At 40.8% G+C, this 24,560-nt stretch carries 14 protein-coding genes and 1 pseudogene; 7 read left to right on the top strand and 8 right to left on the bottom strand.

Annotation, left to right across the window (positions count from 1 at the left end):
• Nucleotides 1–86 precede the first annotated feature (86 nt).
• The 3 genes from V7K55_RS25280 (at nucleotide 87) to V7K55_RS25270 (ending at nucleotide 3,506) form a co-directional block, all read left to right on the top strand.
• Entirely contained in the window at nucleotides 87–701 is a 615-nt protein-coding gene (locus tag V7K55_RS25280) for a TVP38/TMEM64 family protein (RefSeq protein ID WP_334835748.1), read from the top strand.
• Nucleotides 670–1,443 (top strand): TVP38/TMEM64 family protein, encoded by a 774-nt coding sequence (locus tag V7K55_RS25275; RefSeq protein WP_334835745.1) that lies wholly within the window; start codon nucleotides 670–672, stop codon nucleotides 1,441–1,443. Before V7K55_RS25280 ends, V7K55_RS25275 begins: the two co-directional genes overlap by 32 nt.
• Nucleotides 1,444–1,955: 512 nt before the next feature.
• Complete coding sequence (locus V7K55_RS25270; protein ID WP_334835743.1) at nucleotides 1,956–3,506, top strand: mercuric reductase; 1,551 nt, start codon at nucleotides 1,956–1,958, stop codon at nucleotides 3,504–3,506.
• Between the two features lie 46 nt (nucleotides 3,507–3,552).
• Here the strand turns inward: V7K55_RS25270 and V7K55_RS25265 are convergent, their stop codons facing one another.
• Nucleotides 3,553–6,591 (bottom strand): PA14 domain-containing protein, encoded by a 3,039-nt coding sequence (locus tag V7K55_RS25265; RefSeq protein WP_334835741.1) that lies wholly within the window; start codon nucleotides 6,589–6,591, stop codon nucleotides 3,553–3,555.
• 1,143 nt (nucleotides 6,592–7,734) lie between these two features.
• On the opposite strand from V7K55_RS25265, the pseudogene cas6 reads away from it, so the two are divergent.
• Nucleotides 7,735–8,193 (top strand): annotated as a pseudogene (gene cas6 / locus V7K55_RS25260) (CRISPR system precrRNA processing endoribonuclease RAMP protein Cas6); the annotation flags it as partial.
• A gap of 515 nt (nucleotides 8,194–8,708) precedes the next feature.
• Here the strand turns inward: cas6 and V7K55_RS25255 are convergent.
• Nucleotides 8,709–9,650 (bottom strand): N-acetylmuramoyl-L-alanine amidase, encoded by a 942-nt coding sequence (locus tag V7K55_RS25255; RefSeq protein ID WP_094346921.1) that lies wholly within the window; start codon nucleotides 9,648–9,650, stop codon nucleotides 8,709–8,711.
• 960 nt (nucleotides 9,651–10,610) lie between these two features.
• Between V7K55_RS25255 and V7K55_RS25250 the strand changes: the two genes are divergently transcribed.
• A complete protein-coding gene (locus V7K55_RS25250) occupies nucleotides 10,611–11,450 on the top strand; it encodes a sterol desaturase family protein (RefSeq protein ID WP_334835739.1) in 840 nt (279 codons plus the stop codon).
• 164 nt (nucleotides 11,451–11,614) lie between these two features.
• Here the strand turns inward: V7K55_RS25250 and V7K55_RS25245 are convergent, their stop codons facing one another.
• The 4 genes from V7K55_RS25245 to V7K55_RS25230 all read right to left on the bottom strand — a co-directional run bounded on the left by V7K55_RS25245 (nucleotide 11,615) and on the right by V7K55_RS25230 (nucleotide 16,916).
• Complete coding sequence (locus V7K55_RS25245) at nucleotides 11,615–12,109, bottom strand: DUF427 domain-containing protein (RefSeq protein WP_334835736.1); 495 nt, start codon at nucleotides 12,107–12,109, stop codon at nucleotides 11,615–11,617.
• A 16-nt stretch (nucleotides 12,110–12,125) separates the two neighbouring features.
• Nucleotides 12,126–13,475 carry a 5-histidylcysteine sulfoxide synthase gene (ovoA, locus tag V7K55_RS25240; RefSeq protein ID WP_334835733.1) on the bottom strand — a complete coding sequence of 450 codons (1,350 nt, stop codon included), beginning with the start codon at nucleotides 13,473–13,475 and terminating at the stop codon, nucleotides 12,126–12,128.
• Between the two features lie 637 nt (nucleotides 13,476–14,112).
• The gene (locus V7K55_RS25235) at nucleotides 14,113–16,269 is read right to left on the bottom strand and encodes a polyribonucleotide nucleotidyltransferase (protein ID WP_334835731.1); all 2,157 of its coding nucleotides are present in this window, start codon (nucleotides 16,267–16,269) and stop codon (nucleotides 14,113–14,115) included.
• A 101-nt stretch (nucleotides 16,270–16,370) separates the two neighbouring features.
• Nucleotides 16,371–16,916: a GNAT family N-acetyltransferase gene (locus V7K55_RS25230; protein ID WP_334835729.1), complete on the bottom strand. Its 546-nt coding sequence runs from the start codon at nucleotides 16,914–16,916 to the stop codon at nucleotides 16,371–16,373.
• Nucleotides 16,917–17,056: 140 nt separating this feature from the next.
• On the opposite strand from V7K55_RS25230, the gene V7K55_RS25225 reads away from it, so the two are divergent.
• The gene (locus V7K55_RS25225) at nucleotides 17,057–21,727 is read left to right on the top strand and encodes an SNF2-related protein (protein WP_334835727.1); all 4,671 of its coding nucleotides are present in this window, start codon (nucleotides 17,057–17,059) and stop codon (nucleotides 21,725–21,727) included.
• 82 nt (nucleotides 21,728–21,809) lie between these two features.
• A complete protein-coding gene (locus V7K55_RS25220) occupies nucleotides 21,810–22,646 on the top strand; it encodes an SWIM zinc finger family protein (protein ID WP_334835725.1) in 837 nt (278 codons plus the stop codon).
• A 20-nt stretch (nucleotides 22,647–22,666) separates the two neighbouring features.
• Here V7K55_RS25220 and V7K55_RS25215 read toward each other — a convergent pair whose 3' ends face one another.
• Both V7K55_RS25215 and V7K55_RS25210 read right to left on the bottom strand, forming a co-directional pair.
• Entirely contained in the window at nucleotides 22,667–23,296 is a 630-nt protein-coding gene (locus V7K55_RS25215) for a Uma2 family endonuclease (RefSeq protein ID WP_334835723.1), read from the bottom strand.
• 187 nt (nucleotides 23,297–23,483) lie between these two features.
• Complete coding sequence (locus V7K55_RS25210) at nucleotides 23,484–24,383, bottom strand: DUF1963 domain-containing protein (RefSeq protein ID WP_334835722.1); 900 nt, start codon at nucleotides 24,381–24,383, stop codon at nucleotides 23,484–23,486.
• Nucleotides 24,384–24,560 lie beyond the last annotated feature (177 nt).

The raw sequence follows: 24,560 nt of genomic DNA, 5'->3' as shown, positions 1-24,560 counted from the left end.
TCTCCTTTCTCTAAAAAAATAGTTATTTTGTACTACATTTTGATTTTCAAAATGGGGTTAATACTCTATTTATTTCAAAATGAGAATTGCTGATCGCTTACATAGTCATTTACAACTTGGCAACATTACTGTTTATACCAGGTTCCCTCTTAACGCTCGAAGGTGGTTTTCTGTTTGGAGTATTTTGGGGGTCAATATATGTGCTAATTGCTGCAATGCTTGGAGCAACCTCGGCTTTTCTCGTTGGCCGCTACCTTTCGCGAGATTGGGTTTCTCGACAAATGGACAAACATCCTAAATTTAAAGCGATTGATTTAGCAGTTGCTAAAGAAGGATGGAAAATTGTCTTGCTAACTCGTCTCTCTCCCGTTTTTCCTTTCAATTTATTGAATTACGCTTTTGGAATAACACAGGTTTCTCTGAAAGACTATATATTAGGTTCCTTTGGGATTATTCCCGGTACTGTAATGTACGTTTATATTGGTTCTTTAGCTGGTAATCTTGCCATGATTAACACGGCTCATCAACCAACTAGTCCAGAAACTCAAGTCTGGCAATGGGTAATGCGAGTAGTTGGGTTAATTGCTACCGTTGCCGTAACTGTATATATTACAAAAGTTGCTCAAAAAGCATTAGCTCAAAGTGTAGCAATCCAAGAAATAACAATCCATGACAAAACTAACAATCATCCAGATATTTAAAAGTATTGATTTTAAGCACTTGCAGAAATTTTTTAGTCTAAGTACATTAATATTATTAATATTGGTCAGTGCTTTTTTATTAAATACAGACTCGGCTTTTGCACAAGAATCTCTAAATCCAAATTCTTTTAATCCCCAAGCTATTTTACGCGAAGCCTTGCAGTGGATTGATAGCTTGGGTGCGTTGGGAGCCATAGCTTTTATTGCCATTTATATTATCGCTACCGTCGCTTTTTTCCCAGGTTCTATTCTCACCTTGGGAGCAGGTGTAATTTTTGGTGCAGTTTGGGGTTCTCTCTACGTATTTATCGGTGCGACCCTTGGCGCTACTGCTGCCTTCCTTGTGGGACGTTATTTAGCAAGGGGCTGGGTTGCTGGTAAAATCGCAGATAACAAGAAATTTGCCGCCATTGACCAAGCAGTTGGTAGAGAAGGATTAAAAATTGTCCTGTTAACGAGACTCTCACCTATATTTCCTTTCAATTTATTAAATTATGCCTTTGGCATCACGGGAGTTTCACTTAAAGATTACTTCATCGGCTCTGTAGGCATGATTCCCGGAACTATTATGTACGTTTATATAGGTTCCCTTGCAGGTAATCTAGCCATGATTGGTACTGAAGCTCAACCTACCAACCCAACTTTACAATGGGCAATTCGGATTTTGGGTTTGATTGCGACAGTCGCCGTTACAGTTTATGTCACCCGAATTGCCCGCAAAGCTTTAGAAGAGGAATTGTAGGACAGCATAATTGTGCTACCTCACTGTCAATACGGTTCGGTTAAGATCCCCCCGCCGACGGCGACCCCCTTTTTAAGGGGGTAAAAGATAGTTATAAGCCCCCTTTTGAAGGGGAGTTGGGGGGATCTCCGAGGAATAAACACCTTAACCGAACCGTATTGACCCCACTGTGGTCTATTCAACAGCAAATTGCTGTAAATTATCGATTGTTGAAACGTTTATAGCGGTTCTCAGTTGAGTGAGGTATAAGAACCCCACCCCCAACCCCCTCCCCGCAAGCGAGGAGGGGACTATGATGTACCTCATGTGATTAGTAAACGCTATATACAGGAAAGCTTCAATCGAATCTGTCAATTCTCAAACGGACAAAACAACTCAAAGGCTGTATTCCTTATTAAACAAACATAAAAAATAAAAGACTGAGCCGCCTTAATTTATCGGGATTCCTAATTTTGAATTCCCTAAAAGGCAGTTGACTTTAGTATTTACAATTCTTAGAAGAGGTTTAGCTAATGACCAATTCAGATTTAGAGAGAGTCACGGTTCGCCCAACGGATGAGTATAACCAAAAGTTAGTGTCTTACGTCCATCCGCCAAACTGGGTTAATCCTCAACCGGCAGATGTTTACGATTTGGTAGTAATTGGGGCTGGTACGGCGGGATTAGTTGTAGCTGCGGGGGCTGCTGGTTTGGATTTGGGTTTAAAAGTGGCGTTAATTGAAAAGCATCTCATGGGTGGAGATTGCTTAAATGTTGGTTGCGTACCATCTAAAACTATTATTCGGTCTGCCCGCGTCGTTGGCGAAATCTGGGATGCTAAAGAATTGGGAGTTAATATTCCCCAACATAATATTGATGTTGATTTTCCTAAAGTCATGGCCAGGATGCGGCGGGTAAGGGCTGATATTAGTCATAATGACTCGGCGGAGCGGTTTCAAAAGTTAGGTGTCGATGTCTTTTTAGGTAGCGGCCGATTTGCAAGTAAAAATACCGTGGAAGTTGGCGACAAAACCCTCCGGTTTAAAAAAGCTGTAATTGCTACTGGCGCAAGAGCCGCACAACTTTCGATTCCAGGAATTGAAATGGCGGGTTATCTAACTAATGAGACGGTTTTTTCCCTAATTCAACGACCGGAACGTTTGGCGGTGATTGGTGGCGGCCCCATTGGTTGCGAATTAGCGCAAGCTTTCCGGCGCTTGGGTTCTGAGGTGGTACTTTTCCATAGCGGTTCTCATCTGCTGAATAAAGAAGACGCTGAAGCTGCTGAAATTCTGCAAAAGGTTTTAATTAGTGAAGGAATTCGCATGGTTTTGAATTCCAAATTAGAAGAAGTGGTAACTGTTACTGAGGGGAAACGGCTTTATTTTTCCTCCAATGGTCATCGAGATTCGGTGACAGTAGACGAAATTTTAGTCGGTGCGGGGCGATCGCCAAATGTGGAAGGTTTGAATTTAGAATCAGTGGGGGTGGAATACGACAAGCGCCAAGGTGTAAAGGTAAATGATTACCTCCAGACGACCAATCCCAAGATTTATGCGGCTGGCGATATCTGCATGAACTGGAAATTTACCCATGCTGCTGATGCAGCGGCGCGGATTGTAATTAAAAATACGCTGTTTTCTCCCTTTGGTTTAGGGCGTTCGAAACTCAGTAGTCTGGTGATGCCGTGGGTAACTTATACTGACCCAGAAATTGCCCACGTAGGCATGTACGAACACGAGGCGCAGAAATTAGGTATTGAAGTGACGACAATCAAGATACCTTTTAATAGTGTAGACCGAGCGATCGCCGATGGTGAAGAATCAGGATTTCTCAAAATCCACCATAAAAAGGGGTCTGATGAAATTATCGGTGCAACTATTGTCGCCAGTCATGCGGGTGAAACGATCTCAGAAATAACTACAGCAATGGTGAATAAAATCGGCTTGAGTAAATTAAGCAGTGTGATTCATCCTTATCCCACTCAAGCCGAAGCTATAAAAAAGGCGGCTGATACTTATCGCCGCACACTCTTAACATCAAATGCCAAAAAACTATTGGGATTTCTGACAAAGTTATCTTGAGCAAAATCAGCGAACAGTCACATAACTGTTCGCTGATATGTCATCTCTAAACAGATCGGAAGCGATCGATCTCGCCTGTGACAATGTTTGCGAAATACAGATTGCCATCCTGTCCAGTAGTCATTTGTGTAGGCACTCCTTGTTCTGCTGTCAGGGTAGCAAACCGATTAACTGAGACAACTTTGCCATTACTATCAAATTTCAAAGCATCGATAGTTCCTTGACTGAAATCACCAACAAATAAGGCTCCTTGATAGATTGAGGGGAAAGTACTACCTGTGTAAAAGTCACCCACAATAATCGAATTGGAAGAATAATGCTGGTAGGTGTAAGCTGGCGCTGTAACTGCTTTGCCACTATTATAAAAATCTTGCGCCGCATCTAGGACAGCATATTTTGGTTGTTTCAGGCTGACAATATTGCCATTGGCATCAAGACCACCTTCATAGAATGGCCAGCCAAAGTCTTGTCCTGGTTTTCCGATATTCACCTCTTCGTAGGTACTGAAGCCAACATCACCGATATAGGGGGTATTGGTATTCTTATCAATTGTGAACCGGAAGGGGTTACGCAGACCAAAGTCATAGACCTTGGAACGATTGCTATTGGGATCGCCATTGTAGAAAGGATTACTTGATAAACCTTTACCTGTAATCGCATCAATATGCAGGAGTTTACCGGACAGATTATCGATATCCTGGACGCGAAGTGCTCGCGGATCTATGCCATTGTAGGAAGTGCCATCTCCGAAGCTAACAAACAGAGAACCATCAGTACCAAATTTTACAGTACCAACTGAGTGAGATGCGCTATCGTTGGCGACAAAATTCTGGATATTTTGGACTTTATCAAGATTATTGAGATAATCTTGCAAGCTGGTAAACATCTTACCAGTATCTTTGTTGATAATTCCTGATGGTGCGTAGCCAAGTGTGACATCTGTGCTATCTCCCTCTGGATGGCTGATATTCTCCCAAGTGCCATTTGTGCCTACCAGTACAACCTCGCTGCCAGCAATGGCAGTAGTATAATTAGTGCTGGGATCGGCTGTGACGCGAGTTAGCCTTCCAGTCCGATTCGATCTCTTGTCGCGATCGTCTAATGTGGTATTGGGATTGTTTTTAGGGTTATTTGGATCGGTTTCTGGTGGATCGTAACTATACAACAGGTAAACGTAGTTGTTACCGTTTGGATTTTTGCCAAAATCTGGGTGGACGGCAATGCTTAACAAACCGCGATCGTTAACATTACTTACCTCTAGAGAAATATCGATAAATGGTGTTGCTAATAAACTGCCATTTTTCATTATTCGCACTACCCCGTCTTTCTGGGCAATGAACATGGTCTTACCGTCAGATGTCCAGTCAAAAGCTGTGGGTTGAGTCAAACCAGAAGCTACCGAATCTATAACAAACTTACCAGAGTCATTATCAAGAATAGTGATAGTTGTCTGTTGATTAGTTAGTTGGACTCCAACAGCGTTACTAAACTTCAAAGTAAATGCTTCATTTGATTCCCCAACATTGTCATTAATTATGGGGATAACAATTGTCTTGCTAACTTGTCCTGCTGCAAAAGACAAGGTTCCAGATACAGCCTGGTAGTCAGATCCCGCTTTCGCAGTTCCATCCACAGTTACGTAGTTCACACTAGCAGCTCCGGTAGCGTTACCGCGTGTAGCTGTAACCGTAGCAGTACCATCACCCTCATTAACTACTGGCTGACTGAAATCGATGCCAGAGCGATCGTTATCTTGAATCGTAATTTGGAGAGTTCTTTGGAGTCCTAGTGCTGCCCCATCTGGCTGCTCAATAACAAAATTAAATGTTTCATCTGCTTCTGCTAAAGAATCGTCATTGATGGGAATAGCTACTTGTCTGCTGCTTTGTCCTGGTGCAAAAATAACTGTTCCACCGCTTTCAGTGCCTTCACTTCCGTAGTCAACTCCTGCTGTGGCAGTACCAGAGAAGGTGGCATACTTGATTGAAGATGTACCGCTTAAATCACCAGTTCTCAGCAAGGTGATGATGGCATTACCAGCACCTTCACTTACAGTTGTGGAAGCCGATCCTAATGTGATGGTGGTTGGAGATTCCGGTGAATACAGTTGAGATTGAGGAATGATTTGCTTTGTCTGAGAATTGCTTGACCAAGATAGTTGGGAAACGGCGCTGTATTGATTGTCGTAGTATTCGAGTTTAATGTCATACTTCTGACCTGCAACTAATGCGATCGAGCCACTGTTTTCTGTGGTAGATTGATCGACAAACTTATCGACGAGTAGTTGATTGTTGACCCACAGTCGCACACCATCATCACTATTGGTATAGAAGTTATAAGTCTCGCTGTACCTAGCTTGCACCTGACCTGTCCAACGGGCTGAGAAGGTATCTACACCGACGGACGGATCTGGAGAACCAGCGCCCCAAATAAAGTTCACTGTCGGATCTGTGCGAGTTACTTTCAGGTTTGTGAAGTCGATATTATCGTAGTACTGGGCTTGTAGTCCGTTGCCATTACCAGGTGCGTTGAGATTACTATACAGTTGTGACTGGGGAATAATTTCCTTGGTCTGAGAATTGCTTGACCAAGCCAGCTTAGAAACCGCACTGTATTGATTTTCGTAGTATTCAAGTTTAATATCGTACTTCTGACCTGCAACCAGTGCGATCGAACCACTGGATTCTGTGGCAGATTGATCGACAAACTTATTAATGATTTGCTGACCATTCACTGACAGTCGTACACCATCATCAGCAGTGGTGTAGAAGTTGTAGGTCTCGCTATACTTGGCTTCTACCTGACCTGTCCAACGGGCTGAGAAGGTATCTGCACCTATAGAAGGATCTGGAGAACCACCACCCCAGACAAAGTTCACTGTCGGATCTATGCGAGTTACCTTCAGGTTTGTGAAGTCGATATTATCGTAGTACTCTGCTTTAAGTCCATTTCCCTGAGAGATTGCACTGGCGCTAGCCCGAACAATATTGGATTGTGGTGGATCGATGGTTTGTAAAGCTGATGGAGTAACTGTTGAACTTGCAGCTATTGACAACGGTTGATTAAGAACCTGTGAATCACTCATTGAGATATATGCCTCACAATAGTACTAAAACTAATTCCACAATCAATGGCTGTGGATTAGTTTTATGTTGAATGGTTTCAAAAAAATACAGAATGATTTTAGCTTGAACATATTGATAAGCGGAACATTATTTGCCTATTAATATATTTATTAATTTCAATACTATTTCACTCAGTTGCTGATACAAATTCTTTCTATTTATGCTCCTTTAGTGCTTGTATCAATGAAAATAAAATAATATAAAGCTATATACATTGCTATATCTTCTTTAAAAGAATGTATATAGAAAAACCTTTACGAGCAAGAAGTGCTAGACACTACTCTAAGGGCATATTAGTCCTTATGAATCTTTGTCTTATTTCAAGCGATTTCTGAATTTATGATGTAGTAAATTCAGTTTGGTGAATTTACTACATCATAAATCACCTCTCTTGAGAGCTTCTAATCTCACCGTTGTGCTAGTGCATAAAGTTGAGACAACGTAACACCCAATTACATAATATACATACTTAAGTAATAGAAAGTGTAATTTTACATATCTTTTTTTACTTCTTGTTATAGGATTAATCAATTACACATTTGACAACAGAACACCGTGTTCTGTCTATCTTTGTTATGTAACTTTGTTTAAATATTCACATTGCTCCATCCTTTTTTAAAGGAAGATCAAAGTTTTGATGATTTTTAAATAAAAATTACCAATACACTGGATAATCTCATGTTTTTTGGTTGCATAGTTATTAATTACATGAAAATTCTATAAAGAAAAGTTTTAATATTTAAAGATTTGAAAAAGTGTTATTTATCTATGCTTGATATTGACTATCAATTTATATATTTACTAAGTAGGTCGGTGCAATTAAAGCTAACTAAAAAATACTGTCATTTATTCTTTGTTGTTAGTCATTAATAAGGTTTTTAAGCCTGTTTATGTTTCGTAACATAAGTTGGTTTATTCCCGCCAAGTTACTTACGATAAGCACTAGCTAGGTTATTTGATGAATTACTGGCCATAGGTCGTCAATCATCCGTTAAAACAACGGAGTTCAGCAGAATGCCAAGCTACTGCAAGATTACAGCACTTCCGTCTGTTATAAGGTACACTAGATTAAAATATAAATACTTTTGCATCGCTTGGAATAGATGAAGGTAGCAGCTGGTAAACGAGGTTCGGTAACTGGGTTCACAGGGGTAATGTCCTGTGGTTTAAGTAAGGCTGCTTTGGCTAACTCTGAGTTTACCCGATTGTTTTATGCTTTGGCACGACTGGCTCCCTACTGTGGTACGGGACACAAAACTACTTTTGGATTGGGACAAACTCGCTTAGATTGGGTGGAACCAGAGGTAAGCTCACCTACTCAGGTGCTAACAAATCTGCTGGGAGAACGCATTGATGAATTGACAGCTCTATTCACCGCACAACGAAAACGTACAGGAGGCGATCGCACTGATAAAATTGCTTCTACTTGGGCAACTATCTTAGCACGCCGGGAGATGGGAGAATCATTGCAGGTTATATCTCAAGATTTAGAAACGCCTTACGCTACTGTGAAAACTTACGTAAAATTAGCCCGTAGGATGCTCAGAACATTGACAATTTGATTTTAGCGGCGATCGCACTGAAATTCCTGAAATATTGTTGGATTGAGCCAGAGACGATCGAAAAATTGTGTCCACCTATACAACAAAGTAGTAACAATTATTATAGGCTTGGAAAGCCCTTTACTTTTATACTTTTGGCGAAACTTCACCGCCAAAAAAGCACCAGAGCGATAGGAAATTACCTATGACCAACTGCGATTGATAGTTATCAAACGCAAACATGGTTAAGTTGAACATATTTCTGTCGGCAACAGATGTGACTTCCTATGCTCTGGTTATTTCTTTTAATTATAAAGGAGAAGAACCAAGAGATCCCCTTTTTAAGTGAGTTGGGGGATCTCTTGTAAGTAAATCCTATTTTTGTACAACCCTTTCCTCACTATTGATTTCACCAAAATAAACCAGGTTTGTGAACTCAAAGCTGAGTAGTCTATCAAGTTGAGTTTCATAAGTTCATAGTTGGCGCTGTCTTCGCTAAAGTGCCAACTACAAACAATGCCTACTCCTCAATCTATCTAACCAATTAATTTCTGCCAACTACTAGGCCCGATAATTCCATCAGCATCTAAACCATTTTGCTTTTGAAAGTTCTTAACTACAACCTCTGTTTGCGGCCCGTAAACACCATCGTTATCAACACCTAAACGGTATTGCAAGTATCTCACAACCGCACCACCAGCATGGTTTGGTCTGATGATTCGTTTTGCCAAAATTAGATTTATGGCATTCCATGTGGTTTCGTCAGCAATTCCAGTCGTCTGAACTCCGATAATAGTCTGAAATTTTTCTACAGCAGATTTGGTGCTAGCCCCAGTAAAGCCATCCTCTACTAATGCCTTACCATTTTTATCAGTTATTTTGAGTCGATTTAAGGATTTTTGCAGTCTGAGAATAGTGGCATCTACATTCTCCTCTTCATCTGGTACGGGGTTAACAGGAGTAGTTGGCACTTTCCCTGTTAAGCCTTTAACGATCGCATTAGCCATTGCTTCTGGATTAAAAAGATTCATATCTTTTTGGGAATCGATGAAGCAACCTTCTACAAGAATTGCAGGCATATCTGTATTTTTCAGAACATATAAGTGGGAACCACTCTTAACACCGCGATTAAAAAATCCCAACTTGATGATTTCATCTAATACAGGTTTAGCGATTTTTCTCCCTGTGTCGCTAGTTGCATATACTTCTGTGCCATTAGCTTGTCCATTAAAACAGTTAAAATGAATCGAGACGTAAATATCTACTTTACTGCCATTCGCTGTAGAACATCTTTTTGAGAGTGATTCAGTTACTGTCCGAGCACTACTCGGTCTACAGACTACAACTTCATTGCCTAAAGCTCTTAACTTGGCTATCACTCTATTACCGACATCAAGAGTTAAATTATCCTCAAATTTAATCCCGCTTGCTCCTGTATCTGGTGGACAATTGTGCCCACTATCAATTCCAAATTTCATGATTTCATCCTCAATTTACTTACTTTTTACACTACTTCAAAACTCTTCTAATTATATAGATAAAGTTTTGTTAATAAATCTGTTGAAGTACTTGTTCGCAATGTCGGCACTATTTTAAGCATTACTACGCTGGCAGACAAAATAAGTTTTTGTGCGAACCTGGACAGCAACTTTTATGTGGTAAAACCCACTGATTCAAAGGTATATTGTAACCAAAAGCACAACTATTATAATTTATCAAGATCGGGAATAACTTATTAATTTTTGCAATAAATTGAAATGCAGCAATTACATCCATGATTCAGATAATAACCCTTTGTAAAAGTAGAAAGCCATGACAAATGTATTTAACACACTGTGGCGCAAGTTTGCCACCTTTATCTTGTTAATCGCTATGGTAGCTGGATTTCCGCCGTACTGTATTAGTTCAACGCCAAATTCATAAACCGAAGGTACCGTCTGATGTGAACGTGGGCTTATAGAACTCATTTAGCATCTATAGTCAATTTTTTGAAGTAGACGCTTCGGCTTGGCGCAGGCTACCGCATTCGCGCAGCGTCTCGTAGAGAAGGACGCAAAGAGGACAAAGAAATGCTTAACTAAACCGTATTGATGTATAAATAATACTTTTCAAATATCCTCTTACAGCTATTTATGTGAAAAATAGCTGTAAATTATACTAGTTAAGTAGGTAGGCGTAATTAAATATATAGGACTAGTATTTGATTTATGAAAAAATCTAAGTATATGTAGCGTGTGTTAGGCGTAAGCCGTAACGCACCTGATTCCAAGGTGGTGTCGTACTCTCCGTGCTAACACAACGCTAGTGACGCTCCTGCGTCGCCAACGCTCAAGTCGGGAAACCCGCCCACGCCACTGGCTCCCCTACGTATCTTTTCAAAAATCAAATACTAGTCCTATAGAACAAGACGGTTAAAGCCCCATTACAAGGACACAGGGATGAAAAAAATTTTTAATTTCTGTTTCGAGGTTGAATTTTATCTAAAAATCGCCATTAGTTGCACAATTGTTCAGCAAATATTTTATTGGCTATTACACAATATAGAACTCAACTTGACCGCTCAGGTTTTGTTATACTGGCTTGTTGGTTCTGTCTCATTTTATAGCATTGGTCTTTTCATCGAAAAGGTAATTAAAAAAAATGATAATTTGAGAGAGAAACTAACTGCCAGAGTTAAGAAAGTCAAAAAACAACCATTTCCTTCCTTTACTGCCAAAGGCATTATTACTGGAGAAATCAAAAGTCTCATAGCAGCTTTAATTTTCCTCTATTTAGCACCAGAGGTAAATAGAGGAAATAGTTTACTGTTAAACTTTGGATGGTTCTTGATGAGAATAATTGCTGCTGATTTCTGTTTTTACGTTTCCCATTCGCTACTTCACAGAAAATTCTTGCAGAAAATACATCTGAAACATCATGAGTTCGCCGACTCATCAAGTTTTGTTGCTGGACATAAGAGTTTCACTGAATATATTATTGTTACTATTACAGACCTTTTACCTATTTTTATATTTGGGTATGATATAACTCAGTTATGTGCTTGGACTATTATAGGCAACGCTTACAACCTAGAAGGTCATAGTTCTTTATCAATATTTTTTGTCCCATCAGATTTTCACGATCTTCACCACAGTTGTTTCAAAGGAAACTATGGAATTCAAGGATTTTGGGACAGGTTATTCAATACACTAAATTCTCCGACAAAGAAGCCAGGAATTATGTTTCCTGTAGCTTCTTTGGAGAAGATCGCGATGAAGTCGTCTGGTAATTTGGATTGAGTAGCTTATAGCGAATCCAATACTGCTCGGTTAAGGATATTTGTTGGTTGGGTTTCGTTCCTCAACCCAACCTACACATTTTTTATTTTTTGCCTTAACCGAGCAGTATTGATAGCGAATCCTATTGTCAAATTAATTCAGACTACTGAATTATGTTTGATAAATTACCACCCCATTGTTCCGGGAGTACCTTTAAATGGCCCGACAATATCAGTAGTAATCCATCCCCCGTAAAAATCACCAGATTGAGACATAACTAGCTCGTCATTTACATAGCAAGCATCCATTAAACTAGGATAAAAAGCATAGTATTCTTGAATCGTTACAAAATCAGGTGAGGGGTCAAAATATCGCCAAGCAGCGTTATTTATATACCGATCGCCAACGCTGATATCATAATATTGACACTTGCCTTTCCATTCACACCAAGTTTTTTTAGGTGTTTCTATCAGATATTCTAGTTTAATGTCTTCTGAAGGAATGTAATAAGAAGGAGGATGGCTAGTTTCTATGACTCTTTTAGCTTTACTTGTTTCTGCTAAAACAATACTATTAACAACTATCCGAATTGATTTGTTGCTATCTTCTAAACGAGCCGGACGGGGATAATCCCAAACTGACTCTTGACCTGGTTCTGGTACGATTGGATTTGGCCTCATTCTTAGTAATCTCCTTTTAAATGTCTTGAGCAATTCTAAAACCAGCGTGTTGATAAAAGTAGGGACGAAACCAGTTGCGATAAGTTGGTAATGCCATTGAACCATTAGTAGCCCAAGAACCGCCGAGCATCATCTGATGTTTATCATCAAAAAACGGTGCTGCTTGATCTTCGTAAAGCGGGTGAGGTTCAAATCCTGGTAAGGCGTTGAATGTGTCCCCCAACCATTCCCAGAGATTTCCTCGCAGATCGTAAAGTCCAGATACGCTATTAGCTGGTTTGAACATTCCCACTGGACTAGGGGAAATGAATTGTAAATTGAGATTATAGTTAGTTGAGAAGTAGTTATCCTCAGAGGTAAGCAAGGCTTGATTCCATTCGGCTTCAGTCATCAAGCGGATTTCAGAGCCTTGAAAACGACAAAATGCGATCGCTTCGTAGTAATTGACTTCCACAGGCCAATCTAAGGGTAAGTCTATCTCGTCAAATGTGGCTCGATAGCGGTAGCCATCCTGAGAGGGTATCCAGAATTTGGGATGTTCTACGTTGTAGAGTTGCTTCCAATCCCAAGATTCAGCATTCCAGTAGTCTGGATTGTTGTAACCACCAGCTTCAACAAATTGCAGATATTCTGCATTACTAATTAGATATTGACTAGCTAAAAATGGTTTCACTGCAACAGTGCGATCGCCATATTCGCTATCCCAACCGAATGTAAAATCGTTCTTGGGTTTTCCTAGTTTCACCACACCGCCTGAAACCTGGCGCATTTCATTCTTGGGAATTTTCCCTTTGCTAGGTGCATAATCCCAGCCTTGGGGACATTTTAGGCGATCGCTAGGCAATTGACGCACTAGCATCGAAGAGGTTTCAAAGTGAATCCGACTATGTTCTATCCCCATCAGCAAAGCCCAGAAGGGATGTTGTTGATGAATGGGGAGATTCAGGGAGGTATTTTGAATTATATTTGCGATCGCTTCTCGTGCTTTGTCTCGATATTGCCAAACTTTTTTTACATCAGGCCAGCTAACCGCTTTCATCGCTGCGTCGAGTTCTGTCGGTGTTTGTGGATCGACTCCGATTTCAAATAGGGTTTCGTATTGGGAATTAATTCCAGCTTTGATTAAACCAACGCCAATTAACTTATTGATGAAAAAAACGGCTGAGTGACCTAGATAAAAAATTAGAGGGTTTCTTAAAGGATCGGGGTTCAGATAAAAAGTTTCTTCCCCAATCAAACTTTTCATGAGTGTTTCTTCAAGTTCCCAAGAATTTTGGAAGTAGTTGAGCATGTTTTGTGAACTGCAATCATTGAGTGTAGGGACTTGAGTTGATGTCAGTTTACTTATGGTTGAAACTAAAGCCATGATATTTTTGACGGGAGATTAATTGCACAAATTACATAGATTATGACTGATTACAAGAAAAAAGTGTTTTTGATCACATTTTCTTGTGTCGCCGCGATCGGGCAATTTGCTCTATTTGTAAGTAGACAACTAATGTATTTTTAAATACTTAAACTACGGGTTGCCAGAATAATATCAATAATGAATTAGCGTTCAATTCGTTGTCTTCACTGAGTTTCAGATGATATCCCAGTTAGGGGAAGTGGTTATGTAAAGAGTTACCTTTTGAAACCCTTACTAGGATAGTGTTTCAGACCCCTATTCGACACCACTTTTAATAATGTCAATAAATACGATAAGTTCTGAATAAGAGATGGATTTTTTAGCCGGAAACCCTTACTGCACAAGTAATCGACACCAGTCAACGAAGTTATGCAGTTTTCAAGGTTCTGAGGAGTGGTGTCGATGAACTTCAACACACTGAATAAACAGTAAAATTTACTACCTTGAAACTGTCAAGTATCTAATAAATAAATTAACAATTGAGAGCCGGGTAAATTTATATATAACAGTTTGAAAACTAATTAGAGAAGCAAACAGCGATGCCTTCACAGTAGGCATCGCGGATTTTAGATCAAATCTAAAATCCCAAATCGAGTTACCGATTCACCGCCGCCGCTTCTCGTGCTGCTGTTGCTTGATCTGGGTGGATACCCAAACGGGTGAGATTAATCCGACCTTTGTTATCAATTTCCCGCACTTTGATAATCACTTCATCGCCCACCGCTACTTCATCTTCAACTTTGCCAACGCGGTAATCAGCTAGTTGTGAAATGTGGATCATCCCTTCTTTCCCAGGCAGAAATTCCACAAATGCACCTATCGGTATAATCCGAGTAATGCGTCCTGCATAGACATCCCCTTCGTGCAACTTGCGGGTCATGCCTTGAATGATGTTTCTGGCTCTCTTCGCCTTATTCTCATCCACAGCCGAAATTGTCACCGTGCCATCATCTTCGATGTCAATTTTTGCACCAGTTTCCTCTGTAATCCCCTTAATAGTCTTACCACCAGGCCCGATGACCAGACCAATCATGTCTGAATCAATCTTGATTGTTAACAGACGTGGGGCATAAGGTGAGGTTTCAACCCGTGGCGTGTCAATGCAAGCGAGCATTTTCTCCAGAATATGCAACCGGGCTGCTTTGGCTTGGTGGACGGCTTGGGAAATAATATCCAACGACAAACCGGAGATTTTCATATCCATTTGCAAGGCGGTAATTCCGGTATCCGTCCCCGCAACTTTGAAATCCATATCGCCCAAAAAGTCTTCAATGCCCTGAATATCGGTGAGGATTCGCACTTCGTCCCCATCCTTAATCAGACCCATTGCTGCGCCACTGACGGGTTTGAGAATTGGTACACCAGCATCCATGAGGGCGAGGGTGGAACCGCAGACTGAACCCATTGAGGTGGAACCGTTGGAAGAAAGTACTTCCGATACGATGCGAATCACGTAGGGAAATTCTTCTTTTGAGGGTAACACAGGTAGGAGCGATCGCTCTGCTAATGCTCCATGACCAATTTCGCGTCTTCCTGGAGAACGCATTGGCTTGGTTTCACCCACTGAGAACGGCGGGAAGTTGTAATGATGCAGATAACGCTTATGTTGGTCTAACTGCATATCATCGTTGAGGTTTTGAGCATCCCCTGGCGTACCCAAAGTACAAGCGGATAATACCTGAGTTAGTTCTCGGTTAAATAAACCGCTTCCGTGGACTCGCTTTGGTAAGACACCAACTGAACAAGAAACACGACGCACTTCATCTAGTTTACGACCATCAACGCGAACGTTATCTTCGATTATTTGCCGCCGCATGAAGTATTTGGTAATATCTTTAAAAGTGTTACCAAGTGCCTTCTTATTTGCAGTTGCGGCAACTCGAATGGGGTCTTCTTCTGGCAGTTCGCTAATCGTCGCGGCAATCTCATCCTTGACGACATCTAAAGCTGCATCGCGTTCGGGTTTGGTGAAGGTAAATTGCGACAGGATTTTCTTAATCTGACCGTTGGCGCGATCGCGGATATAATTTTCCAGCGTCTGGTCTACTTGTGGTGGTGCTTCATGCACTATCACTAGACCCAGTTCTGCTACCAAATCTTGCTGCGCTTTGATTAAATCCCGCACTGCTTCATAACCAAAGTCAATTGCCTCGATGATATCTCGTTCTGGCAACTGATTGGCTCCCGCCTCCACCATGATTACGCCATGCGGTGAACCGGCTACTACCAGATCCAAATCTCCGGCTTCAATTTCTGCATAAGTGGGGTTAATAATGAAATCATCTCCCACTAAACCAACGCGAACTGCTGCCATCGGCCCATTAAAAGGAATCTGGGCAATCAGGGTAGCGATGGAAGCGCCTGTAACTGCTAGTACATCGGGGGGAACTAACTCGTCCATCGACAGCGTTAAGGCAATAATTTGCAGATCATCCCGTAGCCATGAGGGGAACAAAGGACGCATGGGACGGTCTATAAGACGGCTGGTGAGAATTGTTTTTTCTGGTGGACGACCTTCCCGCCGCATGATCCCGCCGGGAATCCTACCAGCAGCATACAACCTTTCTTCATAGTCTACTGTGAGGGGAAGAAAATCAATGCCTTCTCTGGCTTGCGATCGCGTAGCTGTCACTAAAACAGATGTGTCCCCTGATTCTATCAAAACCGACCCACCTGCCTGGGGTGCTAGCAAGCCTACTTTCAGTCGAATATCCCTACCATCGAAGGATATTGACTTATCAACTTCTGCCATTCAGTTCTTTTTCCTTCTCTTTCGCTATTCTCTTTCTGTGGCAATCCTAACATTTATGCACTAGGGCTGACTTCTAGTACATACAAAGATAGAGAAGTGGTTCAACCCAAAGAACGATACATCATCAGCGCATCTACCACTTGTTCATCCCCTAGCTTCGCCGCACCCGGAATTCGCCCAATTATCTCAAATGCTAACGATTGCCAAAGGGTAATTGAAGGTATATTGGTTTCAAAGACCAAATTGAACATCACAGCCTCGTAGCCCAGGTTTGCTGCTATCAAGAGCATGGCCTCCCCCATGAACCGCCCGATCCCCTGACCGCGTAACCCAGGTTGTACAATAAAACCAGCGTTGCAAATATGGCAACACCGACCGGGGAAGTTTGGTTTTAAATAAAATGCCCCTAATATTTCTTTTGGTTTGTGTGTCGCATCCTGACCAGATGTCCTGACAACAAAGGCATCCTTGCTTAACCAATAAGTTGTAAATTCTGCCTGAGATAGAGGTTGTTTTTGGGGATAAGTTTTACCTTCAACAATTACAACATTGAGTAATGCTCTTACAGCCTCTTGTTCTTGAGGGTGCATATAATCTAGCTCTACTATTATGTTATTTTTTATAAGTTGAACAAAGGGGAAATCCATTAATAATGTTTATGCAGATAATTATTTGAAAATTTTATTGGATGCAAGTATTTTATTATAAATGCGATCGATCGGATGTAATAACTAGAGTTTTTGCGAGTTAAATTATTTAATTTTACGAGAATCTGAGTATTTGGCAAATGGCGATTTTACACGGTAATTGGTTACTAAAAAGTCAAAAGAGTTGTTTATTCATTTGGGGAGAAACTTGGCGATCGCCACGGGCAAATTTTGAGCCTAATGGAGCTGAAGATATCCCGGTACATCCATTGGCAATGACATCGGTTGAGTTAAGCGAGTGGTTGGTTTCCCAGAAGATGGCGATTACTAACTTTATTCAGCAACCCCAAGTTGCGATGCCTTCTCTACGAGACGCTACGCAAACGGCGGGCAAAGCCAACGCAACTACTGGGCGAACCCGTAAAACAGCCAGTACGACTGAGATCAGTTTACCAACGCATTCCCAAATTATTGCCCTACCAACTTATATCTCAGAAGATACATCTGCGATTTTCCCCGTACATTCTGCCAGCTTGGGATTAGATACAGACTCCCCGCAATATTTGCAACCGTGGCGAGTTGAAGGTTTTTGTCTCAACCCCAGCGAAGCAGTAAAATTTCTTGCTGCTATTCCCCTAAATGCTGCCAAAGGGGAAGATGCTTTTTTAGGAGGAGATTTACGTTTTTGGTCGCAAGTTTCCCGATGGAGTTTAGATTTAATCTCGCGGTGTAAGTTTTTACCAAAAATTGACAGACAATCAGATGGTGGGTTTGCTGCTAAATGGCAAGTACTTCTAGACAGTGCCGTAGATGGAACTCGCCTAGAAAAATTTTCTGCGGATATGCCGTTGGTTTGTCGTACTTATCAAGAGGGATTGGGGACTGGGGAGGAGTTTTCCAAATCCTTATTCTATGTGGACTTTCCGGGCGAACGTCAAGAATTACTTTTGGGATTTCTCAACAGTACGATAGATGCCCAAGTGCGAGAAATGGTAGGTTCTCAACCTCCAATTGAAGCTAAAACCGCAACTGGTAAAGATGCGGTGCGACAATGGTTGCAAGCTTTAACTACTGCATCTCATCCAATCAATGCAGATGTAAATGAAGTGGAACGACTGGAAGCAGCACTAAAAGCTTGGACGATGCCGCTACAATACCAATTAACTCTTAAGACTTTATTTCGTACTTGTTTTCAACTGCGTTCTCCAGAGTCTGGTGAAACAGATTGGATATTAGCATATTTCCTGCAAGCGGCTGACGATCCTGAGTTTGTAGTGGATGCAGCAACTATTTGGAACAATCCAGTTGAACGATTTGTTTATGAAAATCGGACAATTGAGCAACCACAAGAAACATTTTTGCGAGGTTTGGGGGTAGCTTCCCGATTGTATCCTGCGATCGCACCTAGTTTTGAAACTGAATATCCCCAATTTTCTCGTCTCACCCCCATCCAAGCTTATGAGTTTATCAAAGCTGTAGCTTGGCGGTTGGAAGACAGTGGTTTGGGAGTAATTTTGCCTCCTAGTTTGGCGAACCGCGAAGGATGGGCGAATCGTTTGGGTTTGAAAATTACTGCCGAAACCCCAAAGAAAAAGCAGGGACGTTTAGGCTTGCAAAGTCTGCTAAATTTCCAATGGCAATTAGCAATTGGCGGACAAACTATTTCCAAAGCTGAGTTTGATAAACTTGTGGCTTTAAATAGTCCGTTAGTGGAAATTAACGGTGAGTGGGTGGAATTGCGCCCTCAAGACATCAAAACAGCCCAAACCTTTTTTACCACTCGCAAAGACCAAATGGCGCTTTCCTTGGAAGATGCTTTGCGTTTCAGTACAGGGGATACCCAGGTAATTGAAAAATTACCAGTAGTCAGCTTCGAGGCATCTGGGGCATTACAAGAGTTAATTGGGGCATTAAGCAATAATCAAGCGATCGCGCCTTTACCCACTCCAACAGGCTTTAAAGGACAGTTACGACCATATCAAGAACGAGGTGCTGCTTGGCTGTCATTCTTGGAACGTTGGGGCTTAGGCGCGTGTCTCGCCGACGATATGGGATTGGGTAAATGCGTAGCAAACGATACTTTAATAGATGTAAACGGACTATTACGCACAGCCGAGACAATCTGGACAACTCACGCTGGAGAAACAGAGTTTGACGGCGAGGGATTTTGGGCTAACCCCACAGAACAATTATTAGTTAATTCCATAGATGAAGAAACTGGCAAAATCGTCCAAGCTAATGTTAAACGGTTGTATCGCCAGCAAGTCTGTGAGAAATTACGAAAAATCACTCTAGAAGATGGGAATAGTATTACTATCACCCATCGTCACAAGCTACTAACAAATAAAGGTTGGACAAATAACTTACACGTAGGTGATTACGTTTGTGTACCAGGTAAAACACTTTGGAATGGAGAATCACAAGACCCTGATTTAGTCAAGTTTCTCGCTTGGCAGATTGCCGAAGGGCATGAATTATCCGATGTGGGAAGATTCACAATATCTCAAAAAGATATCGCAGTATTAGACGATCTACTCCAGACTTGCCAACGCATAAAAGAGCGTTATAACCTCAAAATTAACAGCCCTAATATCTCTACCTTTACCAACAGAGTTGCTTCTCTTCGAGTTAACAGCCAAGCCTATCGACAATTTTTAGAAGCTAAAGGTTATCTTTGGGGGAAACTGTCGGCAGAAAAATCTATTCCGCCCTTCATCATGCAGGGAGACTTGAATAGTGTGCGAATATTTTTACAAAACTATTTTGATGCTGAATCTGCTGTTATTTTGAGTATGGGTAGTATTGAGGTTTCTACAGCTTCAGCTTTCCTAATTCAGCAACTTTCTTCACTATTGCGTCGTTTCGGTATTTGGTTGCGAATATCGCCAAAACTAAAGTGTGCCACTAATGGATCTCGTACTTTACGCACCTATTATATTGGTGTAATCGGTGGGAATTCTGCCCGCAGATTTTTACAGGAAATTGGGTTTAATAACTCAGAAAAACAGAGAAAATTAGAGCAAATTTGTCAACTAGTCAGCAATACAAATATTGAAGGAATTCCTGCGTCTGATATTGTTGCCCAAACAGTTAGATCAACCGGACTACCGTTGCGGCATTTTGGGATGCACAACACTGTTTATATTAATGGCTCACAGCAATTTTCTCAAGATAGTTTACAGCGAGTAATAGCTGGGATGAGCCGCATGATTAGTGGAGAAGCCCAAGAGCAGTATCAGCTACTAAAACCTTCTAAGTGGACAACTCAAACCCAGACAGCATATACTCAACTGGACATAAAACAGTTAAGTTTAACCAGACAATCTTTGCAATGTCTTCTCGACCAAGAGGTATTTTATTGCCGGATAGAATCAATAGAGGAGATAGATTATGATGGATGGGTTTATGACTTTGAAGTTAGCGAACATCATAATTTTGTCGCTAACAATATTATTTGTCATAATACTGTGCAATTCATTGCTTTTCTACTGCACTTAAAAGAACAGGATGCACTCGAAAATCCAACTCTATTAGTTTGTCCAACTTCTGTTTTAGGTAACTGGGAAAGGGAAGTCAATAAATTTGCACCAAGCCTGAAAATTTTGCAATATCACGGTGACAAACGCCCAAAAGATAAAGCGTTTATAGAAGCAGTGAAAAAACACGATTTAATCGTTACCAGTTACTCACTTCTTCATCGAGATATCAAGTCATTAGAAAGTGTCTCTTGGCAAATAATTGTTTTAGATGAAGCCCAGAATGTGAAAAATTCCGAGGCGAAGCAGTCAAAAGCAGTACGGCAATTACAAGCTACGTTTCGCATTGCATTAACGGGGACACCAGTAGAAAATAGATTGCAAGAGCTTTGGTCTATTTTAGATTTTCTCAATCCAGGATATTTAGGCAACAAGCAATTTTTCCAGCGTCGGTTTGCCATGCCAATTGAAAAGTATGGAGATACGGCTTCTTTGGCTCAATTACGTTCATTAGTTCAGCCATTTATCCTGCGGCGATTGAAAAGCGATCGCGACATCATTCAAGACTTACCAGATAAGCAAGAAATGACCGTATTTTGCGGTCTAACTGGCGACCAAGCTGCACTTTATCAACAAGTTGTAGAACAATCTTTAGCAGACATAGAATCTGCTGAAGGATTGCAACGTCGGGGGATGATTTTGGCTTTACTAATCAAACTAAAACAAATCTGCAATCACCCAGCCCAATATTTGAAAGAGGTGACATTAGAGCAACATAATTCAGCTAAACTTCTGCGGCTAGAAGAAATGTTAGAAGAAGTTTTAGCAGAAGGCGATAGAGCTTTAATATTTACACAATTTGCTGAGTGGGGTAAATTACTCAAACCCTATTTAGAAAAACAGCTTGGGCGAGAAATATTCTTTTTATATGGTAGTACCAGTAAAAAACAACGAGAGGAAATGATAGACCGTTTCCAACACGACCCCCAAGGGCCGCCGATTATGATTCTTTCTCTAAAAGCCGGTGGAGTAGGACTAAATTTAACACGAGCAAATCATGTATTTCACTTTGACAGATGGTGGAATCCTGCCGTCGAGAATCAAGCCACAGACCGAGTATTTCGCATTGGTCAAACTCGGAATGTACAAGTACATAAATTTGTTTGCACAGGCACATTAGAAGAAAAAATACATGACATGATTGAAAGTAAAAAACAACTCGCTGAACAAGTTGTAGGTGCTGGTGAAGAATGGTTAACTGAAATGGATACAGATCAACTTCGCAATTTACTAATACTAGACCGCAGTGCAATAATTGACGATGATCCAGAATAAGTTTGTAGTAAGGACTTTAGTCCTTGTTTTGAGCGCTAAAGCACTCACTACAAACCCGTCCAATAAAATTTTTAATTGATTTATGACTAATTACACATTACAAGCAAGCCGCGAATGGTGGTCACAACAATGGCTAGATTTACTAGATTCTTATCGATTTAAAAAGCGTTTAGAACGCGCAAGAAACTATGCTCGTCAAGGAAATGTTCTCAGTATTGAATTTAAAGGTGCAAAAGTATTAGCTAGGGTGCAAGGTAGTGAAATAGAACCTTATAAAGTTTCCCTTTCCCTTGAACCTTTTAGCGATGAACAGTGGGGTTATGTAATTGAAACCATGTCCCAAAGGGCAATTTTTGCTGCCAAGCTACTAGCAGGAGAAATGCCACAAAATATAGAAGAAGTCTTTACAGCTAATGGTCTTTCGATATTTCCTTTTACCCTTGGTGATGTCCAGAGTAAATGCTCTTGTCCTGATAAAGTAAATCCCTGTAAGCATATTGGTGCATTGTACTATCAGTTAGGCGATCGCTTCAGTGAAGATCCCTTTGTACTATTTCAATTGCGCGGACGCACCAAAGAGCAAATTATCAGCGATTTACGTCAGTTACGTACTGCCAAGATTCAACCCACCACCACAGAAACGCCCGATATTCAAGAGTCAATTTCTAATAACAAATACTTGGTAAAAATTGATTACTTCTGGCAATACAATGAGCCACTAGAGTCATCCTTGGTAGTGATTTCGCCGTCTACTAGCGAAATGATATTAGATGTATTAGGAGCAATCCCCTTAGCGAAGGAAGAGGAAAATGCAGTAAATTCAACTTCGAGTGATGTGGTAATGAAGTATTTGAATACAGTTTACAGAGATGTGAGCCAGAAGGCTTTTTTAGCAGCAATGAATGTGGCAGCAACCTAATTCGTAATTCGTAATTAGGTTCACTGGGTAGTTGACCTCACCCATTGCCGCACCGCCTGACGAATTGCCCGTCTGCCATCTGCTCGATTTTGTTCAATGAGTTTCGGCAGATATCGAATTTCTAAAGTAGGAAACACTAAACTCTTCTCTGACTCGACATATTCCCCATTTTGCAGGTGATAAATCTTGAGTTCGCCAGAGTCATAACACCAGAGTTCTGGTACTCCCAGACGGGCATAAATGGGAAAACGATTTAGAGATTTATTGGTAATATCAATTTCCAGTGCTAAATCAGGCGGTGGGTCTTGTTTCAAGTCCAAATCCAATCTACCCCGAACTATAGCTTCATTCTGGAAATAGAAGCAGTTATCTGATTCTACCCCTGCCATTCGGCTTTCTCGCTTCCAGGTAGTCGAACCATAACTTTCATAGTCCAAATCCAACTCTTCAGCGATTTCTTTGACTGAATCGCTAATTACCTCTTTATAATGTTCGTGTTCAGGTAAAGGTGTCATAATTTCTAAAGTAGTGCGATCGTAAGCTAACCGTGCTGCTCGATGCTCTCCCAAGTCTTTGAGAAGATTTTCAAACTGTTGCCAGCTGATGTCATAAAGCATTACTCGGTCTGCTCGATTCTTGGCAACTGTCATTGTTACGACCTCCAGAATGTTTTATAAATGAAGAATTCAGAACTCAGGAGTCAGAATTCAGTATAAATTCTGTACTACTCTTTGATAGCGCAGAATTACCTAATTTTGTTCAAAAATTAAACTGGATTCCTATAGCTAATATAAGATTTAGCATAGCGGTAAAAAACAGATCGATAGTTTTACACCATTAGGTGAATTGACAAAAAAAAGCGACTTGTTCTTTGTGCGTTGGGCATTGCACAACATACCCTACACCCAAACCAGAATGGGGGTAAGGAAAATTTGTAGTTTCGTACTCCTCAAGCTGAAAAATAAACTGATCCATCTTTTGGTTACAGAGAGGACATTTAGGATATTCAATATCTTGTGCCCAGCAAGGCCAACCTGCTAATTTGTCTCCTAGATTGTTTAATAAAATATATTCACTCGAAACCTTGTTTTTATCATTAAATAAAGTCCCATATTGTTCTACTTCATCAGGATGGGGGTAATCCTCAATTTCTTCCCAACCTACGATAAACTTAGTAGGAAAAGTCTTTTCCATTTCGGGGACTTCAACGTGATTTACTTCACCTTTTGGTTGAACGATCATAATAACCTGAGATATTGAAAATGCTTGACATGCTTGCATCCAGCAAATATCTATTAACTCTTCAAGAATCGGTTCTGTATTGCCAAGAATTAACTCTGATTCTTCCTCGGAGAGTTCTGATGTTTCTATAACTACTTCTTCTATAACTTCTTTGCCAAACTCATCTTCATAAGTAGTCACAGATATATAAGAATTCACAGATATAGGCTCTCTTAAAGTAAATCTGCCAGTTTTTATTTCAAAGTTACTTTCACAGCAGAAAAGCTGAAGAAGACCAGAGCCGAACTTTTCTTCTAAGCTATTAGGTAAATTCTGAAGATTTAGTTGAAGAACCAGCCTCATTGGGTTTTGACAATTAGGACAGACAGGCCAAGTCTCTCCATGAGAAAACCAGACTTTGCCAGAAGTTTTGGAAGCGTCTAAAGTGCTTTCCCCATCTTGAATAATCGGTTTCCACGCTTGTCGTTTCAGGTTATTTAGCTGATTTTTTACCACGCCTAATTCAATTTTATTAGTTTATTCTGATGGAAAAGTCAATTTATAGGACTTACGCACTGTACAAAACAATCATGTTGTGAATCAACGTAAATACGCCGTTTCAGGTTTTTATTAATCATTCATTGAGGTAAATAGATCCGCGTCGTAGGGGCAATTCATGAATTGCCCCTACGA

The sequence above is a fragment of the Nostoc sp. genome, assembly GCF_036919895.1.
In the GTDB taxonomy this organism is placed as follows: domain Bacteria; phylum Cyanobacteriota; class Cyanobacteriia; order Cyanobacteriales; family Nostocaceae; genus Nostoc.
The sequence above is the reverse complement of the archived record's forward strand: the minus strand, read 5'-3'. Positions and strand labels throughout refer to the sequence as shown.

Excerpts from the sequence above, each read along its gene's own strand:
- V7K55_RS25275 (WP_334835745.1), top strand. The coding sequence starts at position 670 with ATGACAAAACTAACAATCATCCAGATATTTAAAAGTATTGATTTTAAG.
- V7K55_RS25270 (WP_334835743.1), top strand. The coding sequence starts at position 1,956 with ATGACCAATTCAGATTTAGAGAGAGTCACGGTTCGCCCAACGGATGAG.
- V7K55_RS25265 (WP_334835741.1), bottom strand. The coding sequence starts at position 6,591 with ATGAGTGATTCACAGGTTCTTAATCAACCGTTGTCAATAGCTGCAAGT.
- V7K55_RS25255 (WP_094346921.1), bottom strand. The coding sequence starts at position 9,650 with ATGAAATTTGGAATTGATAGTGGGCACAATTGTCCACCAGATACAGGA.
- V7K55_RS25250 (WP_334835739.1), top strand. The coding sequence starts at position 10,611 with ATGAAAAAAATTTTTAATTTCTGTTTCGAGGTTGAATTTTATCTAAAA.
- V7K55_RS25245 (WP_334835736.1), bottom strand. The coding sequence starts at position 12,109 with ATGAGGCCAAATCCAATCGTACCAGAACCAGGTCAAGAGTCAGTTTGG.
- ovoA (WP_334835733.1), bottom strand. The coding sequence starts at position 13,475 with ATGGCTTTAGTTTCAACCATAAGTAAACTGACATCAACTCAAGTCCCT.
- V7K55_RS25235 (WP_334835731.1), bottom strand. The coding sequence starts at position 16,269 with ATGGCAGAAGTTGATAAGTCAATATCCTTCGATGGTAGGGATATTCGA.
- V7K55_RS25230 (WP_334835729.1), bottom strand. The coding sequence starts at position 16,916 with ATGGATTTCCCCTTTGTTCAACTTATAAAAAATAACATAATAGTAGAG.
- V7K55_RS25225 (WP_334835727.1), top strand. The coding sequence starts at position 17,057 with ATGGCGATTTTACACGGTAATTGGTTACTAAAAAGTCAAAAGAGTTGT.
- V7K55_RS25220 (WP_334835725.1), top strand. The coding sequence starts at position 21,810 with ATGACTAATTACACATTACAAGCAAGCCGCGAATGGTGGTCACAACAA.
- V7K55_RS25215 (WP_334835723.1), bottom strand. The coding sequence starts at position 23,296 with ATGACAGTTGCCAAGAATCGAGCAGACCGAGTAATGCTTTATGACATC.